The organism is Variovorax sp. PDC80 (genome assembly GCF_900115375.1).
GTDB lineage: Bacteria > Pseudomonadota > Gammaproteobacteria > Burkholderiales > Burkholderiaceae_C > Variovorax.
In genome coordinates, this window is the sequence record NZ_FOWG01000002.1 from 239,784 (window position 1) to 258,764 (window position 18,981).

Annotated in this window: 19 protein-coding genes and 1 tRNA gene; 11 read left to right on the forward strand and 9 right to left on the reverse strand. The window is 65.2% G+C overall.

Annotated elements, in window-relative coordinates; all coding sequences use genetic code 11:
* The first annotated feature begins 69 nt into the window (after nt 1–69).
* Entirely contained in the window at nt 70–681 is a 612-nt protein-coding gene (locus BM109_RS06750) for a Maf family protein (protein WP_093341588.1), read from the forward strand.
* Between the two features lie 25 nt (nt 682–706).
* The gene (gene rng, locus BM109_RS06755) at nt 707–2,233 is read left to right on the forward strand and encodes a ribonuclease G (protein ID WP_093341590.1); all 1,527 of its coding nucleotides are present in this window, start codon (nt 707–709) and stop codon (nt 2,231–2,233) included.
* A gap of 12 nt (nt 2,234–2,245) precedes the next feature.
* Here rng and BM109_RS06760 read toward each other — a convergent pair whose 3' ends face one another.
* The 3 genes from BM109_RS06760 to BM109_RS06770 form a co-directional block, all read right to left on the reverse strand.
* Entirely contained in the window at nt 2,246–3,580 is a 1,335-nt protein-coding gene (locus BM109_RS06760; protein ID WP_093341591.1) for an MFS transporter, read from the reverse strand.
* A gap of 88 nt (nt 3,581–3,668) precedes the next feature.
* Nucleotides 3,669–4,601, reverse strand: a complete 933-nt coding sequence (locus tag BM109_RS06765; RefSeq protein ID WP_093341593.1) for a 3,5-dioxohexanoate:acetyl-CoA acetone transferase — start codon at nt 4,599–4,601, stop codon at nt 3,669–3,671.
* Between the two features lie 43 nt (nt 4,602–4,644).
* Nucleotides 4,645–5,427, reverse strand: a complete 783-nt coding sequence (locus BM109_RS06770; RefSeq protein ID WP_093341595.1) for an SDR family oxidoreductase — start codon at nt 5,425–5,427, stop codon at nt 4,645–4,647.
* A gap of 100 nt (nt 5,428–5,527) precedes the next feature.
* Between BM109_RS06770 and BM109_RS06775 the strand changes: the two genes are divergently transcribed.
* Nucleotides 5,528–6,271, forward strand: coding sequence for a GntR family transcriptional regulator (locus BM109_RS06775; RefSeq protein WP_093341597.1), 744 nt, complete (start codon nt 5,528–5,530; stop codon nt 6,269–6,271).
* Here the strand turns inward: BM109_RS06775 and msbA are convergent.
* The gene (gene msbA, locus BM109_RS06780) at nt 6,253–8,043 is read right to left on the reverse strand and encodes a lipid A export permease/ATP-binding protein MsbA (protein ID WP_093341598.1); all 1,791 of its coding nucleotides are present in this window, start codon (nt 8,041–8,043) and stop codon (nt 6,253–6,255) included. The genes BM109_RS06775 and msbA overlap by 19 nt on opposite strands.
* A 201-nt stretch (nt 8,044–8,244) precedes the next feature.
* Between msbA and tolB the strand changes: the two genes are divergently transcribed.
* The 5 genes from tolB (at nt 8,245) to BM109_RS06805 (ending at nt 11,936) form a co-directional block, all read left to right on the forward strand.
* Nucleotides 8,245–9,570 carry a Tol-Pal system beta propeller repeat protein TolB gene (tolB, locus tag BM109_RS06785; protein ID WP_172705446.1) on the forward strand — a complete coding sequence of 442 codons (1,326 nt, stop codon included), beginning with the start codon at nt 8,245–8,247 and terminating at the stop codon, nt 9,568–9,570.
* A 24-nt stretch (nt 9,571–9,594) separates the two neighbouring features.
* Nucleotides 9,595–10,119, forward strand: a complete 525-nt coding sequence (pal, locus tag BM109_RS06790) for a peptidoglycan-associated lipoprotein Pal (protein ID WP_093341601.1) — start codon at nt 9,595–9,597, stop codon at nt 10,117–10,119.
* The gene (gene ybgF, locus BM109_RS06795; RefSeq protein ID WP_093341603.1) at nt 10,119–10,877 is read left to right on the forward strand and encodes a tol-pal system protein YbgF; all 759 of its coding nucleotides are present in this window, start codon (nt 10,119–10,121) and stop codon (nt 10,875–10,877) included. Before pal ends, ybgF begins: the two co-directional genes overlap by 1 nt.
* A 19-nt stretch (nt 10,878–10,896) precedes the next feature.
* Nucleotides 10,897–11,775: a tRNA threonylcarbamoyladenosine dehydratase gene (locus tag BM109_RS06800; protein WP_093341605.1), complete on the forward strand. Its 879-nt coding sequence runs from the start codon at nt 10,897–10,899 to the stop codon at nt 11,773–11,775.
* 85 nt (nt 11,776–11,860) lie between these two features.
* Nucleotides 11,861–11,936, forward strand: a tRNA-Lys gene (locus BM109_RS06805).
* Between the two features lie 38 nt (nt 11,937–11,974).
* Here BM109_RS06805 and BM109_RS06810 read toward each other — a convergent pair.
* Nucleotides 11,975–12,163 (reverse strand): tyrosine-type recombinase/integrase, encoded by a 189-nt coding sequence (locus BM109_RS06810; RefSeq protein ID WP_093341607.1) that lies wholly within the window; start codon nt 12,161–12,163, stop codon nt 11,975–11,977.
* A 169-nt stretch (nt 12,164–12,332) separates the two neighbouring features.
* Between BM109_RS06810 and BM109_RS41785 the strand changes: the two genes are divergently transcribed.
* Complete coding sequence (locus BM109_RS41785) at nt 12,333–12,605, forward strand: cation:proton antiporter domain-containing protein (RefSeq protein ID WP_371268781.1); 273 nt, start codon at nt 12,333–12,335, stop codon at nt 12,603–12,605.
* Nucleotides 12,606–12,629: 24 nt separating this feature from the next.
* Entirely contained in the window at nt 12,630–13,211 is a 582-nt protein-coding gene (locus tag BM109_RS41790; RefSeq protein ID WP_371268782.1) for a hypothetical protein, read from the forward strand.
* Nucleotides 13,212–13,323: 112 nt separating this feature from the next.
* Here the strand turns inward: BM109_RS41790 and BM109_RS40675 are convergent, their stop codons facing one another.
* The 4 genes from BM109_RS40675 to BM109_RS41585 form a co-directional block, all read right to left on the reverse strand.
* Nucleotides 13,324–14,013 carry a hypothetical protein gene (locus BM109_RS40675; protein WP_143129098.1) on the reverse strand — a complete coding sequence of 230 codons (690 nt, stop codon included), beginning with the start codon at nt 14,011–14,013 and terminating at the stop codon, nt 13,324–13,326.
* A gap of 1,418 nt (nt 14,014–15,431) precedes the next feature.
* Nucleotides 15,432–15,995, reverse strand: a complete 564-nt coding sequence (locus tag BM109_RS40680) for a hypothetical protein (protein ID WP_143129100.1) — start codon at nt 15,993–15,995, stop codon at nt 15,432–15,434.
* Between the two features lie 153 nt (nt 15,996–16,148).
* The gene (locus BM109_RS06830; RefSeq protein WP_093341611.1) at nt 16,149–16,445 is read right to left on the reverse strand and encodes a hypothetical protein; all 297 of its coding nucleotides are present in this window, start codon (nt 16,443–16,445) and stop codon (nt 16,149–16,151) included.
* The gene (locus BM109_RS41585) at nt 16,442–16,858 is read right to left on the reverse strand and encodes a thermonuclease family protein (RefSeq protein WP_371268783.1); all 417 of its coding nucleotides are present in this window, start codon (nt 16,856–16,858) and stop codon (nt 16,442–16,444) included. The genes BM109_RS06830 and BM109_RS41585 overlap by 4 nt, the downstream gene beginning before the upstream one ends.
* A gap of 15 nt (nt 16,859–16,873) precedes the next feature.
* Between BM109_RS41585 and BM109_RS06840 the strand changes: the two genes are divergently transcribed.
* Nucleotides 16,874–18,685 (forward strand): hypothetical protein, encoded by a 1,812-nt coding sequence (locus BM109_RS06840; protein ID WP_093341615.1) that lies wholly within the window; start codon nt 16,874–16,876, stop codon nt 18,683–18,685.
* The last annotated feature ends 296 nt before the right edge of the window (nt 18,686–18,981 follow it).

The window sequence follows — 18,981 nt, forward strand, 5'->3', positions numbered from 1 at the left end:
CGCGACGAGGACCTCGCCGCGTTCCTCCATCGACCCCGTCTTTTCTTCCGCTTCACAGAGACGACCGCCGTGCCGACCACCCCGACCTTCCTCTACCTCGCCTCGCAGAGCCCGCGCCGCGCCCAGCTGCTCGGCCAGCTCGGCGTGCGCCATGAACTGCTGCTGGCCGCCGACGATGAAGATGCCGAGGCGCTCGAGACCGTGCTGCCCGGCGAATCGCCCACTGCCTACGTGCAGCGCGTGACCGCGCTCAAGCTCGATGCCGCCGTGGCGCGCCAGCGTCGCCGCGGCCTGACCGATGCGCCCGTGCTGTGCGCCGACACCACCGTGGCGCTGGGCCGCACCATCCTCGGCAAGCCCGAGGACGCGCGCGATGCCGAGCGCATGCTCGCGCTGCTGTCGGGCACCACGCACCGCGTGCTGACGGCCGTTGCCTTGCAGCAGGGCCGCCGTTGGCAGGCCGCGCTGAGCGTGTCGCGCGTGCGTTTCGCGCCCATGAGCCGCGCGCAGATCCGCCGCTACGTCGAAGGCGGCGAGCCGCTGGGCAAGGCCGGCGCCTATGGCATCCAGGGCGCGGCGGCCGCCTTCGTCGAGCACATCAGCGGCTCCTATTCGGGCATCATGGGCCTCCCCATGTTCGAGACCGCGCAACTGCTGCGGCGCGCCGGTTTCCCCATTTGAGACAACCGAGACAACCGAGAACTCCATGCAAGACATCCTGATCAACTGGTCCCCGCAGGAGACCCGCGTGGCGGTGGTCGAGCACGGCGCGGTGCAGGAGCTGCACGTCGAGCGCACGCTCGAGCGCGGACTGGTCGGCAACATCTACCTGGGCAAGGTCTCGCGCGTGCTGCCGGGCATGCAGTCGGCCTTCATCGACATCGGGCTCGAACGCACCGCCTTCCTGCACGTGGCCGACATCGTGGCCCCGTTCACGCCGGGCTCGCGGCCCAGCGCCGCGCCGGCCGAACGCGACCACCGTAACGGCGGCACCATGGTGCCGATCGAGAAGCAGGTGTTCGAAGGCCAGTCGCTGCTGGTGCAGGTCATCAAGGACCCGATCGGCACCAAGGGCGCGCGGCTGTCGACGCAGATCAGCATCGCGGGCCGGCTGCTCGTGTTCCTGCCGCAGGACAACCACATCGGCGTGTCGCAGAAGATCCCGGCCGACCTGCGCGATGCGCTGCGCTCGCGCATGCTCGCGCTGATCGAGGCCGCCGCGGCCGCCGACAGCGGCGGCGTGGTGCCCGAGAACACCGGCGGCTTCATCCTGCGCACCAACGGCGAGGACTCGACCGACGCCGAGCTCGCCGACGACATCGCCTACCTGCGCAAGACCTGGTCGCGCATCCGCGAGGCCTCGACGCGGCTGCCGCCGATGTCGCTGCTGCACCAGGACCTGAGCCTGCTGCAGCGCGTGCTGCGCGACCTCACCACCGAGGACACGCAGACCATCCGCATCGATTCGCGCGAGCAGTTCGAGCTGCTGCTGAAGTTCGGCCTGGAGTTCATGCCCAAGGCGTCCGGCAAGCTGCAGCACTACCGCGGCGAGCGGCCGATCTTCGACCTCTATTCGGTCGACGAGGAGATCGCGCGCGCGCTGGGGCGCCGGGTCGACCTCAAGTCGGGTGGCTACCTCGTGGTCGACCAGACCGAGGCGCTGACCACCATCGACGTGAACACCGGCGGCTTCGTCGGCGCGCGCAACTTCGACGACACCATCTTCAAGACCAACCTCGAGGCGGCGCAGGCCATCGCGCGCCAGCTGCGGCTGCGCAACCTGGGCGGGATCATCATCGTCGACTTCATCGACATGGCGCGCGACGACCACCGCGAGCAGGTGCTCGGCGAGTTCCGCAAGCAGCTCGCGCGCGACCGCGTGAAGACCACGGCCGGCGGCTTCTCGCAGCTCGGCCTGGTCGAGATGACGCGCAAGCGCACGCGCGAATCGCTGGCCCACATGCTGTGCGAGCCCTGCGTGGCCTGCGGCGGCCAGGGCATCGTGAAGACCGCGCGCAGCGTGGCCTACGACGTGATGCGCGAGATCCTGCGCGAGGCGCGGCAGTTCACGCCGCGCGAGTTCCGCATCGTCTCGTCGCCGCAGGTGATCGAGCTGTTCCTCGACGAGGAGAGCCAGCACCTGGCCGGGCTCAGCGACTTCATCGGCAAGCCGATCTCGCTGCAGTCCGAGCCGGCGATCGGGCAGGGGCAGTACGACATCGTCTTGCTCTGAGCCTTCGGGCTCTTAGCGCCGCGACTCGCGCCCCTGGCGCATCCCGATGCTGGCGAGCGCCGCCAGCACCAGCAGCACGGCCATCGCGAGCAGGCCGTTCTTCGTGCTGCCCGTGCTCTGCTCGATCCATCCCATCACCGACGGTCCGATGAAGCCGCCCAGCAGGCCGCAGGTGTTGACCAGTGCCAGTCCGCCCGCGAGCGCCACGCCGGCCAGGCGCGAGGAAGCGAACAGGAAGATCACCGACTGCACCACGAAGAACATCGAGCCCGTGAGGCAGAAGCCCGCGAGCGCGACGGCCGGGCTCGCGAAGGCCGCGATGCCCAGCCCCACGGCCATGGCGACCAGCCCGATCAGCAGCAGCAGGCGGCCGCGCTGCGGCGTGACCGCGAGCCGCGGCAGCGCGATCGCGCCGACCGCGGCGGCGACCCAGGGCAGCGAGTTGAGCGCGCCGATCTGCAGCGGCGTGAGCTTGCCGTAGGTGCCGATGATGCTCGGCAGGAAGAAGATCACCGTGTAGATGCTGATCTGGTGGCAGAAGTAGACGAAGATCGCGAGCCAGATCTGCTTGTCGACCAGGCAGGCGCGGAACGATTCGCCGACCTGGCCATGGGCGGCGTCCTCGGCGCGTTCGGCGGCGAGGCCTTGCTCGATCGCCCTCGCCTGTGCATGAGTGAGCCAGCTCGCATCGGCCGGCCCGTCGGGCAGCTTGCGCCAGACCACGAAGGCCAGCGCCACGGCCGGCAGGCCCTCGATCACGAACATCCATTGCCAGCCGTGCCAGCCCAGCAGGCCGTCCATCTGCAGCAGCGCGCCGCCGACCGGGCCGCTGAGGATGTTGGCGATGCACACGCCGAGCAGGAAGTAGCCGGTGGCGCGCGCCCGGTCCTTGCGGCCGAACCAGTAGTTCAGGTAGAGCATCACGCCCGGGAACAGGCCGGCCTCGGCCGCGCCGAGCAGCACGCGCATCACGTAGAACGAGGTCTCGCCCGTGACGAAGGCCATGCCGGCCGACAGCAGGCCCCAGGTGATCATGATGCGGGCGATCCACCAGCGCGCGCCCACGCGGTGCATCACCAGGTTGCTCGGCACCTCGAGCAGCGCGTAGCTCAGGAAGAACAGGCCCGCGCCCAGGCCGTAGGCCGCGGCCGAGATGCCGATGTCGACCGCCATGTGGCTCTTGGCGAGCGCGATGTTGGTGCGGTCGATGAAGCTGATCACGTAGGCCAGCACCAGCAGTGGCATCAGCTTGCGGAAGATCAGCGCATTGAGCGAGGCCTGCTCGTCGGTGGTGGCCGTGTCGGCCGCGGGCCCGAGACGGGCGCCGGGGATGGAGGTGTGTGCCATCGGTGTCTCTCTCTGAAGTCTTGTTCTGGTGAAGGAATGCAGCGGCGCGCCGTGCGGTGCGGCGGCGCTGCGGGGCGATGGAGGGGAGCTAGAAGTCGACCTTCGCCGCGCCCTTGAGGCCGAGGATCTCGCGCGCCTCGTCGGGTGTCGCGATGTCGATGTTCAGCGCCTCGAGCACGGCGCGGATGCGCAGCACCTGCTCGGCGCTCGAGGCGGCGAGCCGGCCCGGGCCGATCCACAGCGAGTCTTCGAGGCCGACGCGCACGTGCGAGCCCATGGCCGCGCCGATGGTGGCCAGCGGCAACTGGTTGCGGCCGGTGCCGAGGATCGACCACTGGAAGCGGTCGCCGAACAGTCGCGCCGCCGTGCGGTGCATGTGCATCAGGTCCTCGGGATCGGCGCCGATGCCGCCGAGGATGCCGAACACCGTCTGCACGAACACCGGCGCGCGCACCAGGCCGCGGTCCATGAAGTGGCGCAGGTTGTTGAGGTGGCTGACGTCGTAGCACTCGAACTCGAAGCGCGTGCCGTTGGCTTCGCCCAGGCGCAGGATGTTCTCGATGTCGGCGAAGGTGTTCTTGAAGATCAGGTTGCGGCTGTTCTCGAGGTGCTCGCGCTCCCAGTCGTGCTCCAAGGACTTGAAGCGCTCGAGCATCGGGAACAGGCCGAAGTTCATCGAGCCCATGTTGAGCGAGGCCAGCTCGGGCTTGAAGGTGGTGGCCGGGCGCATGCGTTCCTCGACGCTCATGTGCGGGCTGCCGCCGGTGGTGATGTTGATCACGGCGTCGGTGGCGGCCTTGATCTTCGAGAGGAAGGGGCGGAACAGGTCCGGGTCCTGCGAGGGGCGGCCGTCCTTCGGATCGCGCGCGTGCAGATGCAGGATCGCGGCGCCGGCGCGGGCCGCCTCGATCGAGGCGGCGGCGATCTCGTCGGCCGTCACCGGCAGGTGCGGCGACATGCTCGGCGTGTGGATCGCGCCGGTGGGGGCGCAGGTGATGATGGCTTTGGTGCGGGTGGCCATGGTCGGGATTCGGGTGAGGTCGGGAAGAGAGGAAGAGGGCGGGTCAGCTCAGCGCCTGGGTGTGGCCGTCGACCACGAGCTCCTGGCCGGTGACGCTGGCCGCCAAGTCACTGGCGGCGAACAGCACCATGTTCGCGATGTCGCCCGCCGTCACCATGCGGTTGAGCGCGGACTGCGAGGTGTAGATGCGCGTGACTTCCTCGATGGGCTTGCCGAGCGCCTGGGCCTTGGCCGCGATCACGGCGCGGATGCGCGGCCCGTCGACCGCGCCCGGCAGGATCGCGTTGACGCGGATGCCGTCATGGCCGAGTTCGAGCGCGAGCGTCTTGGTGAAGCCGATCACGGCCCATTTCGAAGCCGAGTAGGGCGAGCGGCCCGGCATGCCGAGGTGGCCGGCCGCCGAGGACAGGTTGACGATCGAGGGATTGCGGCCCTGGCGCAGCCGTGGCACCGCGAGCCGGGCGCAGAGGAACTGGCCCGTGATGTTGACGGCCAGCGTGCGGTTCCAGTCGTCGAGCGACAGGGTCTCGATGCCGCCGGTCGGGCCGGCCACGCCGGCGTTGTTGACCAGCACGTCGAGGCCGCCGAGCTTGCGGTCCGCGGCTTCGAACAGCCGGGCGACCTGTTCCTCGCTCGAGACGTCGGCGAGGCAGCTGCCGACCTCGGGCAGTTCGGTCGACAGCCGGTCCAGGCCCTCGGCCTGCACGTCGCAGGCGAAGACACGGGCGCCGGCCGCGGCGAAGGCACGCACGATCTCGAGGCCGATGCCGCTGGCGCCCGCGGTGACGAGCACGCGCTGGCCGGCGAGGGAATTTCCGTTCCACATTCTGAATAGCTCCTTGGGGTGTGACAGTGAACGATCGGCATCGTAGATCTGTGATCACAGATATCGCATAGGGTATACCCCGAACCGTATACTCCGCGGCATGGAGCTCTCCGACCTCGTCACCCCGCTCAAGCGCCAGACGCTCAGCGCCAACGTCTACGACCAGTTGCGCGACCTGGTGATGAGCGGGCAGATGATGCCGGGCGAGCAGATCTCGCTGCGCAGCGCCGCTGCGGCGCTGGGCGTGAGCGTGATGCCGGTGCGCGAGGCGATGCAGCGGCTGGTGGCCGAGCAGGCGCTCGAGCTGACACCCAGCCGCACCCTGCGCGTGCCGCGCATGACGGCCGCGCAGTTCAAGGAGATCACGGTGATCCGCACCAACCTCGAGGGGCTGGCGACCGAGGCCGCGGCCGCGGCGGTCGGCACCGTGGCGCTGCGCGAGATCGCCGAACGTCACGATGCCTTCGTCGCCGAGATGAAGGCCGCGAGTCCCGATGGCTCGAGGCTGGTCACCTTCAACAAGGAATTCCACTTCGCGGTCTATGCCGCGGCCGACATGCCGATGCTGCTGCAGATGATCGAGGCGCTGTGGCTGCGCATCGGGCCGATCCTCAACTACGACCTGCGCGCCGGCTCGCGCCGCGTGGGCGAGAAGACGGGGGTGGTGCACCATGCGGCGCTGCTCGCGGCGCTGAAGCGGCGCGACGGCGCCAAGGCCCGGGCCGCGCTCGAGGGTGACATCCGCAGCGCGGCCGAGTTCATCCTCTCGGCGGGCGTGCTGGTGACGGAGGGCGTTTCAAGGCCGGCGTCGCCCGGCGGCCGGGATCAGAGCGTCGGATCCTGACCCGCGGCGGCGCTGCGCACTGCGTTCGTCTGCAGCCGCGCATAGAGGCCGTCGAGCGCCATCAGCTGCGCATGCGAACCCTGCTCGGCCACGCGGCCCTGTTCCATCACGATGATGCGGTCGGCATGCTGGATGGTCGACAGCCGGTGCGCCACGATCAGCGTGGTGCGGTTCTGCATCAGGCGCTGCAGGGCGTCCTGCACCAGGCGCTCGGATTCGGTGTCGAGGGCCGAGGTGGCCTCGTCGAGCAGCAGCACCGGCGCATCCTTGTAGAGCGCGCGCGCGATCGCGAGGCGCTGGCGCTGGCCGCCCGAGAGCTGCGTGGCGTTGTGGCCCAGCACGGTGTCGATGCCCTGGGGCAGGCCTTCGACGTGGGTGCTGAGGTTGGCGGCCGCGATGCAGGCCAGCACGCGGTCGCGGTCGATCTCGGCGTCGGCGCCCAGCGCCACGTTGGCCGCCAGGGTGTCGTTGAGCATCACCACGTCCTGGCTCACCATGGCGAACTGCGAGCGCAGGCTCTTGAGCTCCCATTCCGAGATGTCGTGGCCGTCGAGCAGCACCTGGCCGCCGCTGGGCAGCACGAAGCGCGGCAGCAGGTTCATCAGCGTGGTCTTGCCCGAGCCCGAGGGGCCGACGAAGGCCACGTTCTGGCCCGGCTCGATGGCGATGCTCACGCCGTCGAGGGCGGGGCGCTCGTCGTCGCCGCGGTAGTTCACGCGCGTGTCGCGGAATTCGATACGGCCCTGGGCATGCGCCATGCCGAAGCTGCCCTGCGGCTCGGTCGGCACCTCGTCGACCAGCGCCAGGCCGCGCTCGAGGGCGGCCAGGCCGCGGGTGATCGGGCCGGCCACTTCGGCGAGGCGCCGGATCGGCGCGATCAGCATCAGCATCGCCGTGATGTAGGCGACGAAACCGCCGACGGTGAAGCCCTGCTTGCCGCTCTGCCAGAGCGCGATCATCACCACCACCGACAGCGCCAGCGAGGCCATCATCTGCGTGAGCGGGGTGGTCGCGGCCTGGGCGATGGTGGACTTCACGGCCAGCCGGTTGAGCTTCTGGCTCAGCTGCTCGAAGCGCCGGGCCTGGGCCGTCTCGGCGCCATGCAGGCGCACCATGCGGTGGGCCAGCACGTTCTCTTCCACCACGTAGGCCAGTTCGTCGGTGGCCTGCTGGCCCTGCTGCGTCAGCTTGTAGAGGCGCTTGGAGAACACCTTCATGATCCAGGAGATGCTCGGCACCAGGAAGGCCACGATCAGCGTGAGCTTCCAGTTCAGGTAGACCAGGTAGCCCAGCAGCGCCACCAGCGTGAAGCCGTCGCGCGACAGCCCCAGCAGCGCCTGCACCAGCAGCATCGCGCCGGTCTGCACTTCATAGACCACGGTGTTCGACAGCGTGCTGGCCGACTGGCGCGCGAACAGCGCGAGTTCGGCGCCCAGCAGCCGGTCGAACAGCACCTTGCGCAGCCGCTGCATGCCTTCGTTGGCGATGCGCGAGAGCGCGTACTGCGAGATGAACTGGGCGATGCCGCGCACCGCGAACAGCAGCAGCACGGCGGCCGGCACGAACCACAGCGGCATTTCGCCGCGCGTGAAGCCGCGGTCGAGCAGCGGCTTGAGGAGGGCCGCCATCAGCGGCTCGGTGATGGCGGCCAGCATCGCGCCGCTCAGTCCCAGCGCCCACCACTGGCGCGAGCCGCCGAACCAGGTCATGAGCCGCGCCAGCCGGCGCATCAGGGGAGGGCGTGCGGCTTCGCTGCCGGGGGGTGTCTGCATGGCGGCGGATTCTACGGGGCGGGTCGGAACACCCTTTCAGCCGCCCGGGCCGGTGCTTCGGACCGCTTTCCTGAAGCATTTTGAATGTAGGACCCGGCCCCGCATGGAACGTTTTGCCATGGCGCCATCAAAGCAATGTGTACCATGTGGCCCCGTTACAAGGGGAGAAACTTTTTCAACCCGAGATCTCTCCGAAACCGCATGAACAAGCCGTTGCAAGCCCTCTCTCCAACTCCTTCTTCATCGCTTTTGGGTCGCCGCACGGTCATTGCGGCCCTGGCTGCCTCCCCCGTTTTGCCCGCACTCGCCCAGTTCAAGGTCGAGGTGTCGGGCGTGGGGCTGACCCAGTTGCCCATTGCGCTCGTGCCGTTCCGCGGCCAGGATTCCTCGCCGCAGAAGATCTCCGAGATCGTCCAGGCCGACCTCGAGCGCAGCGGCCAGTTCCGCGGCGTCGATGCCTCGGGCCAGGCGCTCGACGAGGGCTCGCGTCCTGATTTCTCCGTCTGGCGCCAGCGCACCGCCGACTCGCTCGTGGTCGGCAGCGTCACGCGCCTGGCCGACGGCCGCTACGACGTGCGCTTCCGTCTCTGGGACGTGGTGCGCGGACCGAACGGCGGCGATCTCGGCGGCCAGAGCTACATCGTTCCCCAGGGCGACCTGCGGCTCGCCTCGCACCGCATCGCCGATTACGTCTACGAGAAGCTCACGGGCGACAAGGGCATCTTCTCGACCCGTATCGCCTACGTGACCAAGGGCGGCAGTCGCTACTCGCTGTGGGTGGCCGATGCCGACGGCGAGAACGCGCAGGCCGCGCTGGCCAGCCCCGAGCCGATCATCTCGCCGGTCTGGTCGTCCAACGGCCAGCAGCTGGCCTACGTGTCCTTCGAGTCGCGCAAGCCCGTCGTCTACGTGCACAACGTGGCCAGCGGCCAGCGCCGGCTGGTCGCCAACTTCCGCGGCTCCAACAGCGCGCCGGCCTGGGCGCCCGACGGCAGCACGCTCGCCGTCACCCTGAGCCGCGACGGCGGCTCGCAGCTCTACACCATCCCGGCCAGCGGCGGCGAGCCGCGCCGGCTGACCCAGAGCGCGAGCATCGACACCGAACCGGTCTACTCGGCCGACGGCAGCACCATCTACTTCGTGAGCGACCGCGGCGGCGCGCCGCAGATATACAAGATGGGTGCCAACGGCGGCAACCCGACCCGGGTCACCTTCAGCGGTACCTACAACATTTCTCCTTCCGTCAGCGCCGACGGCCGGTGGTTGGCCTACATCTCCCGTGTGGGAGGGGCCTTCAAACTCCATGTGATGGAGTTGGCCAGCGGCAATGTCACCGCCATCACCGACACCTCGGCGGACGAGAGTCCGAGTTTTGCCCCCAATAGCAAGCTGATCGTCTACGCCACGCAACTGCAAGGTCGCGAAGCCCTCATGACGACCACGCTGGACGGAAAAATAAAGGCACGGCTGGCGGGTCAGGCAGGAGACATCAGGGAACCGGACTGGGGTCCGTTTCAAAAGCAATGATTAGGTTTATCTGAGGAGTTCGAAATGTTGAAACGTACGATTTATTCGCTGGCCATCGTGGCGCTGATCGCAGGCTGCTCGTCGGGCACCAAGCTCAACGAAACGCCCGTGACCGACCGCACCGGCACCACCGGTGGTGCCGGCAACCAGGGCGCGACCACTTCCGTGGCGCCCGTCACGATCGATCCCAACGCCGGCACCGCGCAAGGCCCGGTGGGCGTCGAGCGCATCGTGTTTTTCGACTACGACAGCTACACGGTCAAGCCCGAGTTCCAGTCGCTGATCGACGGCCATGCCCGTTTCCTCAAGGCCAACGCACAGCGTCGCATCTCGATCGAAGGCCACACCGACGAGCGCGGCGGCCGCGAGTACAACCTCGCGCTGGGCCAGAAGCGTTCGGAAGCCGTGCGCCGTGCGCTCACGCTGCTGGGCGTGAACGACAGCCAGATCGAAGCCGTGAGCTTCGGCAAGGAAAAGCCCGCCGTGACCGGCGCGGGTGAAGAAGTCTGGGCGCAGAACCGTCGCGCCGAAATCCGCTACACCCGGTGATGCGACCCGCCCAACGCGCTCTGTGGCGTGGCGCGGCCCTGGCGGCCGCCCTGTTGTGCGCCTCGGCCGGATCGCAGGCCGCGCTGTTCGAGGATGACGAGGCCCGCAAGGCCATCCTCGACCTGCGCCAGCGCGTGGAGGCCGTGCGCCAGCAGACCGATCAGCGTCTGAGCGACGAGAACGGCCAGTTGCGGCGCAGCCTGCTCGACCTGCAGACGCAGATCGAGCAGATGCGCGGCGACCTGGCGCGCATGACCGGCCAGAACGAGCAGCTCACGCGCGCCGTGAGCGACCTGCAGTCCAAGCAGACCACCATCGACGATCGGCTCAAGCAGAACGAGCCCTCGAAGGTCACGGTCGATGGCCGCGAGTTCAATGCCGATCCGCGCGAGAAGGCCGACTTCGAAGCCGCGCTCGGCGTGTTCCGCGCCGGGCAGTTCGCCCAGGCCCAGACCGCCTTCGCCGAGTTCGTCAAGCGCTACCCGCAAAGCGGCTACAACGCTTCGGCCCTGTTCTGGCTCGGCAATGCCCAGTACGCCACGCGCAACTACAACGAGGCCATCGCCAACTTCCGGTCGATGCTCTCGCTCGCGCCCGACCACGCCAAGGCCCCCGAGGCCGTGCTGTCGATCGCGAACTGCCAGATCGAGCTCAAGGACACGCGCGCCGCGCGCCGCACGCTGGAAGACCTGACCAAGGCCTACCCGCAATCGGAAGCCGCGCAGGCAGGCCGCGAGCGTCTCTCGCGACTGCGCTAGTGCCGGCAGAGCCCTCCGCTTGAGCGCCGTTCACGAGCCCGTCTCCACGACCGAACCGGCGACTGCCCCCGAGGCAGCCGCCGGTTTTGTCGCGTCTGGCGACGACGCGCTGGCGCCCGATTTCGCGCGCCGCTTCGGCGGCCTCGAGCGCCTGTACGGCGTGAGCGGCGCCTCGCGCATCCGCAACGCGCACGTGCTCGTCGTGGGCATCGGCGGCGTCGGATCGTGGGCCGTCGAGGCGCTGGCGCGTAGCGGGGTGGGGCGGCTCACGTTGATCGATCTCGACCACGTGTCCGAGTCGAACATCAATCGCCAGATCCATGCGCTCGACAGCACCGTGGGCCAGGCCAAGGTCGAGGCCATGCGCGAGCGCATCGCGCAGATCAATGCCGAGTGCCGCGTGCTGCCGATCGACGAGTTCGTCGAGCCCGACAACTGGCCCGCGCTACTCGAAGCCGCGCAGGCCGCCAACGGCCCCGTGCATGCCGTCATCGATGCTTGCGACCAGGTGAAGGCCAAGCTCGCGATGGCCGCCTGGGCCCGCGGCGTCGCGCGGGGCACCGACTTCGTCACCGTCGGCGCGGCGGGCGGCAAGCGGCTCGCCCACAAGGTAGACATCGACGACCTCTCGCAGGTCACGCACGACCCGCTGCTCGCGCAGCTGCGGCAACGCCTGCGCAAGTCGCACGGCGCGCCGCGCGAGGGTCGCAAGATCGGCGTCACGTGTGTCTTCAGCCGCGAGAGCGTGGCCCCGCCCGATGCTTCGTGCGCCATCGAGAGCGGCGACGGTTCGCTCAACTGCCATGGCTACGGATCGGTGGTCAGCGTGACCGCCACCTTCGGCCAGTGCGCGGCGGGGTGGGTCCTCGATCGGGTGGCTGCAAATACCACGCTATAATCTCGGGCTTTGCCGCGTTTGACACAGCGGCGAAGCACCAGGAAGAACAAGAACGAGGAACTCCCTTCCAAGGGAAACCGAATTCGGGACGTTAGCTCAGTTGGTAGAGCAGCGGACTTTTAATCCGTTGGTCACTGGTTCGAATCCAGTACGTCCTACCACCCGTTTTCCCAATGAAAACCACCCTCAAAGGCCGCTTTTAAGCGGCCTTTTTATTTGCCATTGTGGGGGACTTTTTGCCCACCAGCTTCACGGCGGCCGACAGCGTGCCGACCACCAGGTGCGCGTATCGGCGCGTACTCACTGGCGACAGGTGACCCAGCACGCTGCCCACGGTGTTGAGGTGCGCGCCGCCGTTGAGCATCTCGCTCGCGGTGCTGTGGCGCATGTCGTGCAGCTTGGCGTGGCCGTAGGCAGGCGGGCTTCCTGGCAGTCTTCGAAGTCGCTTCGATCCTGTTCCGCTGGCTGATGGTCCGCGTCCCGGAGCGCGATCACACGCCGGACTGATCTGACCGGCAGCCTGCGGGCTCGGCGCTGACTGGTCGGGCCTGCACTACATGGTGGGGGCTTTCATCGCCGGCGCAGTGATGGACGCGGAGTGGGTTGACCAGCAGCAGGTGGACGGGCTACGCCACGACGTGCTGCTGGCGATCATGCCGGTGTTCTTTCTGAGCACCGGCCTGCGCACCAACTGGCAGGTCGGTGGCGCCGCGGTCTTCCTCACGGCTGCCGTGCTGCTGGTTGCGTCTGTGGCCGGAAAACTGATCGGGCTTCGCCTGGCCGGGCGGCTATTGCGCTGGCAACCGGGTGAGTCTTCGTTGATCGGCTGACTGCTGTAGATCAAGGCCCTCATCATGATCATCTTCGCCAACGTGCTGCTGGACAAGGCGATCGTCACCAACGAGACGTTCACGGCGCAGCTGATCAGAATCTGGTCGGGGCGCACGGCTCTTATCGCCGCCTGCACGCGCATGTGGCCGCGCGCGCTGATCCGCTTGACTACGATGTCGTCATTTCAAGGCATCAAGATTCTTGACGGCATGTTTTTTCTCTCTCGAAACTTTCAACGCTTCAGCCGGATGCCCTTGCGCAGGAAGATGCTCGTTGGGCTGGTGATCCTGGTCGTGGTCACGCTCTTACAACGTCTTAGCAGTTTGCTTCCTCAAGGCTCTGCATTCGATGAGGTGCGGGTTGGGATGACCTTGCCCGAAGTGCACGGACTCATGGGAGCTCCGCGCTGGAGTGACCGAATAGAGACTTCGCAATTAAGCGCTCTGAGCCGCACACACAAGTGCACGGACGGACAACTTTGCGCGCCAATGTGGGCGCTGCAGTACAACTACCCTGTGCCGCTGACCCTCGAAACAAAGGTACTGGTCGTGTACTTCGGAATGGACTTTGTCGTGATTGAGAAGAGTGTTCATCACTCGCCGTGATGCCCGTGAGGCGGTCGAGGGTCCCGACAATGGCGATGTCGGGTTGTTCTATGTCGCAATCACTGCGGGGCCACCCAACTTCGTGCGCTTTCGCCTTTCACTTGAAGCCGTGCTAGGAGAGGTCTAGTGCCTCAACGTTGTGTCCATCCACGATGAACATTTCTCGTGACCCGATGGCGAAAAATTGGCCGGCCGAAAACCTTTGAACGTCGATGCGCGTGCGAAAGTCGATGCGGTCAGAGAAGTCGAATTGATCTGCAACCTGTAGGGTATTGCTACGAGTCGACATCATTGCGACGTCGCGGCCTCGGGCCTTTCGACGGATCACCTTTACTCGTGCGTGTCCTTCAAGAAATGTTTGGAGCTTGTTCATATCCTGAACGCTAGACTCTGGGCCTTCTAATAATATGCATGCCGTCGGCCGAAGAGTTTGAGCCCACGACAACATTCCGTCTGTCGTCTTTATGCCGCAATCCAGATACTTGTTAGCCGTTGCCCAGTTTTTTTTGCTCCATTCGGATTCCTTCATTTGGCCCTTGAATCTAAGGGGGAATCGCCTCTTCAAGGTCTCCGCGATAGTGAGGTAGCTTAGTTCTTCCGCAGGATAGTGAAACGCGCCTGCCCAACCGGTGTTTTCGTTATATCCACCTATGAATGCGCATGAATACAATTGGGACGTTGTCACGCGAACTTCGCTTCGCTCGTACTTTTCTTTAAGCGAAGGTTGAGCCATCTCCGTCTTATCTTCAAACCAAGATTGAGCCATAACGCCCTGACCCATTTCTATGTAGAAGGACGCCATTAGGATTCACTCCGGTTGATTGAGAAAAGTGCAGCCTAGCCTGCGGTCATGAGTGATTCTCAGAATTGCATTCATCAAAGGCAACTACCAGAATCTGTGGGTGCGGCGCGTTTTTCACGGGGCAAGGCTCGTCCCTGCTGCTGGGGCGCGGCGATTGCGGTCAGCCAGCCTAGGCACCTACACGGATGCGGCCGCGAGAACCGCGCGACGAGCCTAGATTTCGTGCCGGCCCCGCTCTAGGGGAGGCCGGCTACACCTGATGCCACGGGCTCGCGCGTCGTCGCTGGCGCCTTCCCGTCAGCGTGCGGGCATGATCTTGGCAGTCACAAATAACAGGAATCAAATTTGTCCGACATGGCGTAAAGCGCGGGAGCCCTACATTTCTGACGCCCTGGCGTTTGCCGTGGCACCTTGCTGTAAACCTCAGCCCGGCCGCGCGCCGGGCTCTTTTTTTTGTGGACGGCCCTCGGTGGGGAGCGTTGGTCACCTGGGGTCTTGAAAGTTTGCCCCGCCGCTCCTGGATTGACCACCGTCGAAGTTTTGGTCAACCAAAAAGGAGGCTTCAATGACCATGAACTTGCTACGGCAGATCGCGACTTCCCGCCTGCCTGTCTCGTTCTACCGAACCGAAGACATCGATCAAGTCCGGATCCTGAGGGCGGCGGGACTCGTAGTGGCGATGATTCCTGCGCCGTCCAATCCGCTCACACTTTCGGGTGACAGTCTGGCTGCCCAGGTGCTGGCGGTCACGCAGAAGGGGCGGGAGAAATTGGCCAGGTTCGACTATCCGGAAGCCCGGTCATCACTGTGGCGGAAGCGCATGCCGCGAATTTTCATCAGACATGGTTGGCCCCTGCGGTCGCCCGGTGAGCAGACTTCGCCAACGAGGATGCAGTATCCGCCCCAGCGTGTTTCGGGTGCTACGGCTCAAGGCGGTAGACGGGCTTGGCGTTCGAGTCTTGCAATAGCACATAGCTGCGCAGGAGATCGAAATCGTCCACGGTCATGCAGCCTGGGCCACCGAGCAAGTGTTCAAGGTTCTGATGGTCCACTTGTACGAGGTCACTGGCGAAGGAGAAGAGGTCAGGGCGCGTAGGCATGGGAACTTCCTTTCAAAGGAGCCAGCATGCCGGCCTCGCCGCAAGGCCGCGAGCGGTGATTTGAGACGTGAATGCAATCTTGCTGGTCATGCGAGCGATCCCCGCTTGACTACCGTGCCGGCCGGAGAGCGGGCTTGCGGCTCTCGGATGCCGTTAGGCGATCTGGGCAACAGGTGCCGATGCCAACTGCGCAGCTATCGGGCGGATCAACTCCATCGCGCCCTTTGCAAGCGCGTAGCCGCCGTGGTGGTCGTTCGCGCTTTGCAGCGCATTGGTGGCCGCCGCCTCACCCTCTAGGTATCGGGCTCTCGTTGAGGACTACAGCTTGGAGGCGTTTGACTTTGCGTCTCTGGCGTCGTCTCGGCGCTTTTTCTCGCCCAAGGGAAGATAACCAAAGATCACGACTGATCGGTCGATGCTGCCCGAACGTTCGGAGAGCGCAATCACCACGTTCGGGCCTCCCCAGGTACTTTCCTCCGAGCTCAGCACCGCGCCGCTGTTTGCAGTCACATGAGCAGTCTCGACCATATGGGCGGGGCCATATCGCTCGGCAAGGGTTGCCTTGAGGCGTTGATAGTTCTGATCGCGGCTAACGGCAAAAGTGATGAGCTGCACACGGCCATCGACGAAATTTACGTTGGCGCCGTCACGAGTAAAGTTCAGCGGCAACCCCCACAGTATTCCGACCGCGGGGTTTCCCGCGATGCTCTCGAGGCACACCGTTTTGGATTTGAACGCGGCTGCACCACGCGGGCAAGGCGGAATGGCTTCCCTCCGACCGCCGAGCTCGACGCCCATGACAGACGTTGGCTCTTGGGCCCATTGCGCTCCAGCGCCCAGAGCGACCGCTGACATAGCGACGCCAATAAAAAAATTCTTCATCGATCCTCCGTTTTAAGACTTTTCGGTCCGATACAGGCATTAGCCCAGGCTCAGTGCGAATCAGCGTTCCCAGGTATCGGGCTCTCGTTGAGCGGTCCGCATTGCTAAGCGAGGGGTGATCTTCGCCGAGCGTGCCAGCGCATGGAACGCCGGTCAATCGGGCACCTCGGCACCATACCGCACCGCAACAATGGCGCGGCCAACGGCGGCGCGCGGCGTCGCGCCTTCCGGCCAGGGGCCGCGGCCTTCAGGCAGCCGACCGCCAGGCTTGCTGATGACGATCGCGCACCACTGCCGGTTCTTGCCAGGCATCGGGGCGACATGGATTGCTTCGCGCTCGAGCAAACGATCGAAGCCGGGCCAGTCGGCGAGGTAGTCGATGGCCGGCTCGCCCGAAGCCTTTGAGATCCACGCGTTCAACGCCGCGCCTGCGAGATCCGCGGCCTTCATGGGTCGAGGCGGTCTTTCGCGGAGTGCTGAAGCTGGCGCCACTCCCATGGTGCAACCGCCTGCTTGTCGCTCCAGAGACCGACGCCTTTGGCTCGAGCTTCCTGCTCAGCGAACTCATACTGGCCCCGCTCCTGCGCTGTCTGCTCTCGCGCGTAGTCGCGATACCACCAAGCCAAACCTAGTGTGATCATGGCTAAGCCGGCGTCCAGCGTGGCTGGGCCGCGCGGCGCGGAGGCGGGCGCGACGTGCACGCGGCACACGCTGCGGCCGTACCGGTCGACCTTGCGGCAGTCGAGCTCGACGGGCTCCGAACGCCGACGTGATGAGAGGCCGGAGCGCCGCCGAGCATCAACGTTTAACCACGGCAATTGAACAGTGAACGGTAGTCTTTGGCTTATGCGGTCACGAGACAACCTGGCAATCGTGCCTTGCTCAACGACTGCGAGGAGATCCGTTTCATGGCTACCTATGTCACGCGTGAAGACCTTGCTGCCCCAGCTAACTTGGCTGCATATGGGTATGACGCCGAGGAGGCGCAGAGCATTTTTGACAACGCACTGCCCCTTCAGAACTACGCCGAGCTGCGTGCGTACACGGGACGCGCGCTCGGCCTGCGCATCACGAGTGCCGGCATCGCAGGCACCTTCCAGCGCGACATCAGTGACACCACCTCTGCAGACAATGGCGGAACGATCATCTTGGATGCTAGTAACCGTCGCTGGAAGCGCCTTTTCACCGGTGACGTGATGGTCGATTGGTTTGGCGCTGACAACACTGGCGAGGTCGACAGCTCTTCCGCCGTGTCTGTTGCTGCTGCCTATCTGATGGCAACGAGGTCCGGCGTTGGGCTAGGACTGGGCGCGTTGGTTTTTGGGCGCGGCGTGTACTTGTGCAATGGCTCCATCGCTCTGGGAGAGGCTCGCGGGCTTGTCATTCGCGGCCAAGGGTTCGGTGCGACCGAACTTCGCCGCACGGTGGACACGGGCGCGATGTTCACGCAAACGCTGTACTCCTACCTGACGTTTGCTGACATGGGTATCAACCATGCCGGCGCCCTAGCCAAAAAAGGAGATTGGACGACGACGTGGCTCGACCTTTCCGGCTCTGGCATCGGGCAGAACTTGATCCTCAAGCGCCTCCGCGTGCATGGCTTCAACAAGCAAATTGACTTCGGCAGCCGCAGCCTCAACGGTGACACCAATTACGCATCCGAGTGCTACTTCACCAATTTCAATATCTTCCTTGAGGCCACGAACAATCAAGGGATCATCAACAACTTTTCAAAATGCAGTTTCATCGGCACAGTGGATAGCGTTTTGAAGGTCGCGGGCTTTGGGCACACGCATTTCGACACTTGCAACGTGGTCATGTCCGGCAAGTTTCTGGACCTCTCAGGCAACGGCGGCCCTCAGTCCCTGTATGTGGCCGACAACTGCAAGTTCGAACACTGGCCGCAGGGTGGCGCAATTGGCACCACGCAACTCGTCGTCATGAATGTCGCGACCACGGCGAAAGTACTTTTCAAGGGTGGCGGCCTTGCTGGCGGCACGCCCGATCCATCCGTTTATCAGATCGTGAATCGCAACTCCAATGGAACGATCGAGTTCGAGGGCGGGAACTGGGCAGCGACGATCAAGATGCGCCACTACAAGCAGGTACCAACGTCGGTTTTCGGCGCGCAGGTGTTCGCGACCTACACGAAGTTCAAGAACTGCACCATCTCACCGAGCCCTGCGAATCTCGTGTTCGATGCGACCGGAGGAACAAACCAGTCGTACCCCGGCGCCGTGTGGCAGGACTGCCAAGACCGTCCGAACATCTGCATCACCGGTGTGGCAAACGGACAGGGCTTCAATGCAGCGGTGCCTGCTGAAGCGGTTCTCAACCGGGCGACGTTCACAGGTGCTTCGGTAGGTGGCGCGCTGCTGAATGGAACCACTCCCGTGACGTTCTCGATGCCCCACTACGGGCAGCCAGCATTCCTTCGGGCTGTGCGTGTGTTAATACACTCGCAGGCGGTGGTGGTCAATGGAACCATCAAGGTGTTTGCCGACGCCGCGAAGACTATTCAGATCGGGTCCACCATCGCCATGACAGGAGGCGCTAGTACTACTCCGAAAATGTATGACCTTCCGATCCCCGTCGATACCGTGGTGACCGATGGCGTTTATGTTGAAATGACCAACGGGAACGGCATCTATGCCTATGGCCGCGTCTATATCGAGACGATGAGCATCTAATTTTCGGTTCGGAAAGCTGCTCTGCAGACCGAGCCACGCGATCGACGATTGGTGAAAGGTTGCACCTCACCAAAGCGCTGAGGGGGCAGGCGCTCTGCATTCTCCAACTCTCGCTCGGTTCGTGCGGGTCATCGATTCGCGCTGAACCTGCAAAGCATCGCGTCATGCGGCAGCGTCTTCTAGTGGAAGGCCCCTCAGTCGAAGAGGGTCTCCAAATTCGGTGGATGGTATTGAGGCCCTGAGTGTGGAGGAAAATAAAAGCGCCATGCGGGTTCTCGGGCTTCTTGCGGATGCAG

Coding starts and splice junctions, on each gene's coding strand:
- rng (WP_093341590.1), top strand. CDS start 707: ATGCAAGACATCCTGATCAACTGGTCCCCGCAGGAGACCCGCGTGGCG.
- BM109_RS06760 (WP_093341591.1), bottom strand. CDS start 3,580: ATGGCACACACCTCCATCCCCGGCGCCCGTCTCGGGCCCGCGGCCGAC.
- BM109_RS06765 (WP_093341593.1), bottom strand. CDS start 4,601: ATGGCCACCCGCACCAAAGCCATCATCACCTGCGCCCCCACCGGCGCG.
- BM109_RS06770 (WP_093341595.1), bottom strand. CDS start 5,427: ATGTGGAACGGAAATTCCCTCGCCGGCCAGCGCGTGCTCGTCACCGCG.
- BM109_RS06775 (WP_093341597.1), top strand. CDS start 5,528: ATGGAGCTCTCCGACCTCGTCACCCCGCTCAAGCGCCAGACGCTCAGC.
- msbA (WP_093341598.1), bottom strand. CDS start 8,043: ATGCAGACACCCCCCGGCAGCGAAGCCGCACGCCCTCCCCTGATGCGC.
- tolB (WP_172705446.1), top strand. CDS start 8,245: ATGAACAAGCCGTTGCAAGCCCTCTCTCCAACTCCTTCTTCATCGCTT.
- pal (WP_093341601.1), top strand. CDS start 9,595: ATGTTGAAACGTACGATTTATTCGCTGGCCATCGTGGCGCTGATCGCA.
- ybgF (WP_093341603.1), top strand. CDS start 10,119: ATGCGACCCGCCCAACGCGCTCTGTGGCGTGGCGCGGCCCTGGCGGCC.
- BM109_RS06810 (WP_093341607.1), bottom strand. CDS start 12,163: ATGCGCCACAGCACCGCGAGCGAGATGCTCAACGGCGGCGCGCACCTC.
- BM109_RS41785 (WP_371268781.1), top strand. CDS start 12,333: ATGGTGGGGGCTTTCATCGCCGGCGCAGTGATGGACGCGGAGTGGGTT.
- BM109_RS41790 (WP_371268782.1), top strand. CDS start 12,630: ATGATCATCTTCGCCAACGTGCTGCTGGACAAGGCGATCGTCACCAAC.
- BM109_RS40675 (WP_143129098.1), bottom strand. CDS start 14,013: ATGGCGTCCTTCTACATAGAAATGGGTCAGGGCGTTATGGCTCAATCT.
- BM109_RS40680 (WP_143129100.1), bottom strand. CDS start 15,995: ATGAAGAATTTTTTTATTGGCGTCGCTATGTCAGCGGTCGCTCTGGGC.
- BM109_RS06830 (WP_093341611.1), bottom strand. CDS start 16,445: ATGAAGGCCGCGGATCTCGCAGGCGCGGCGTTGAACGCGTGGATCTCA.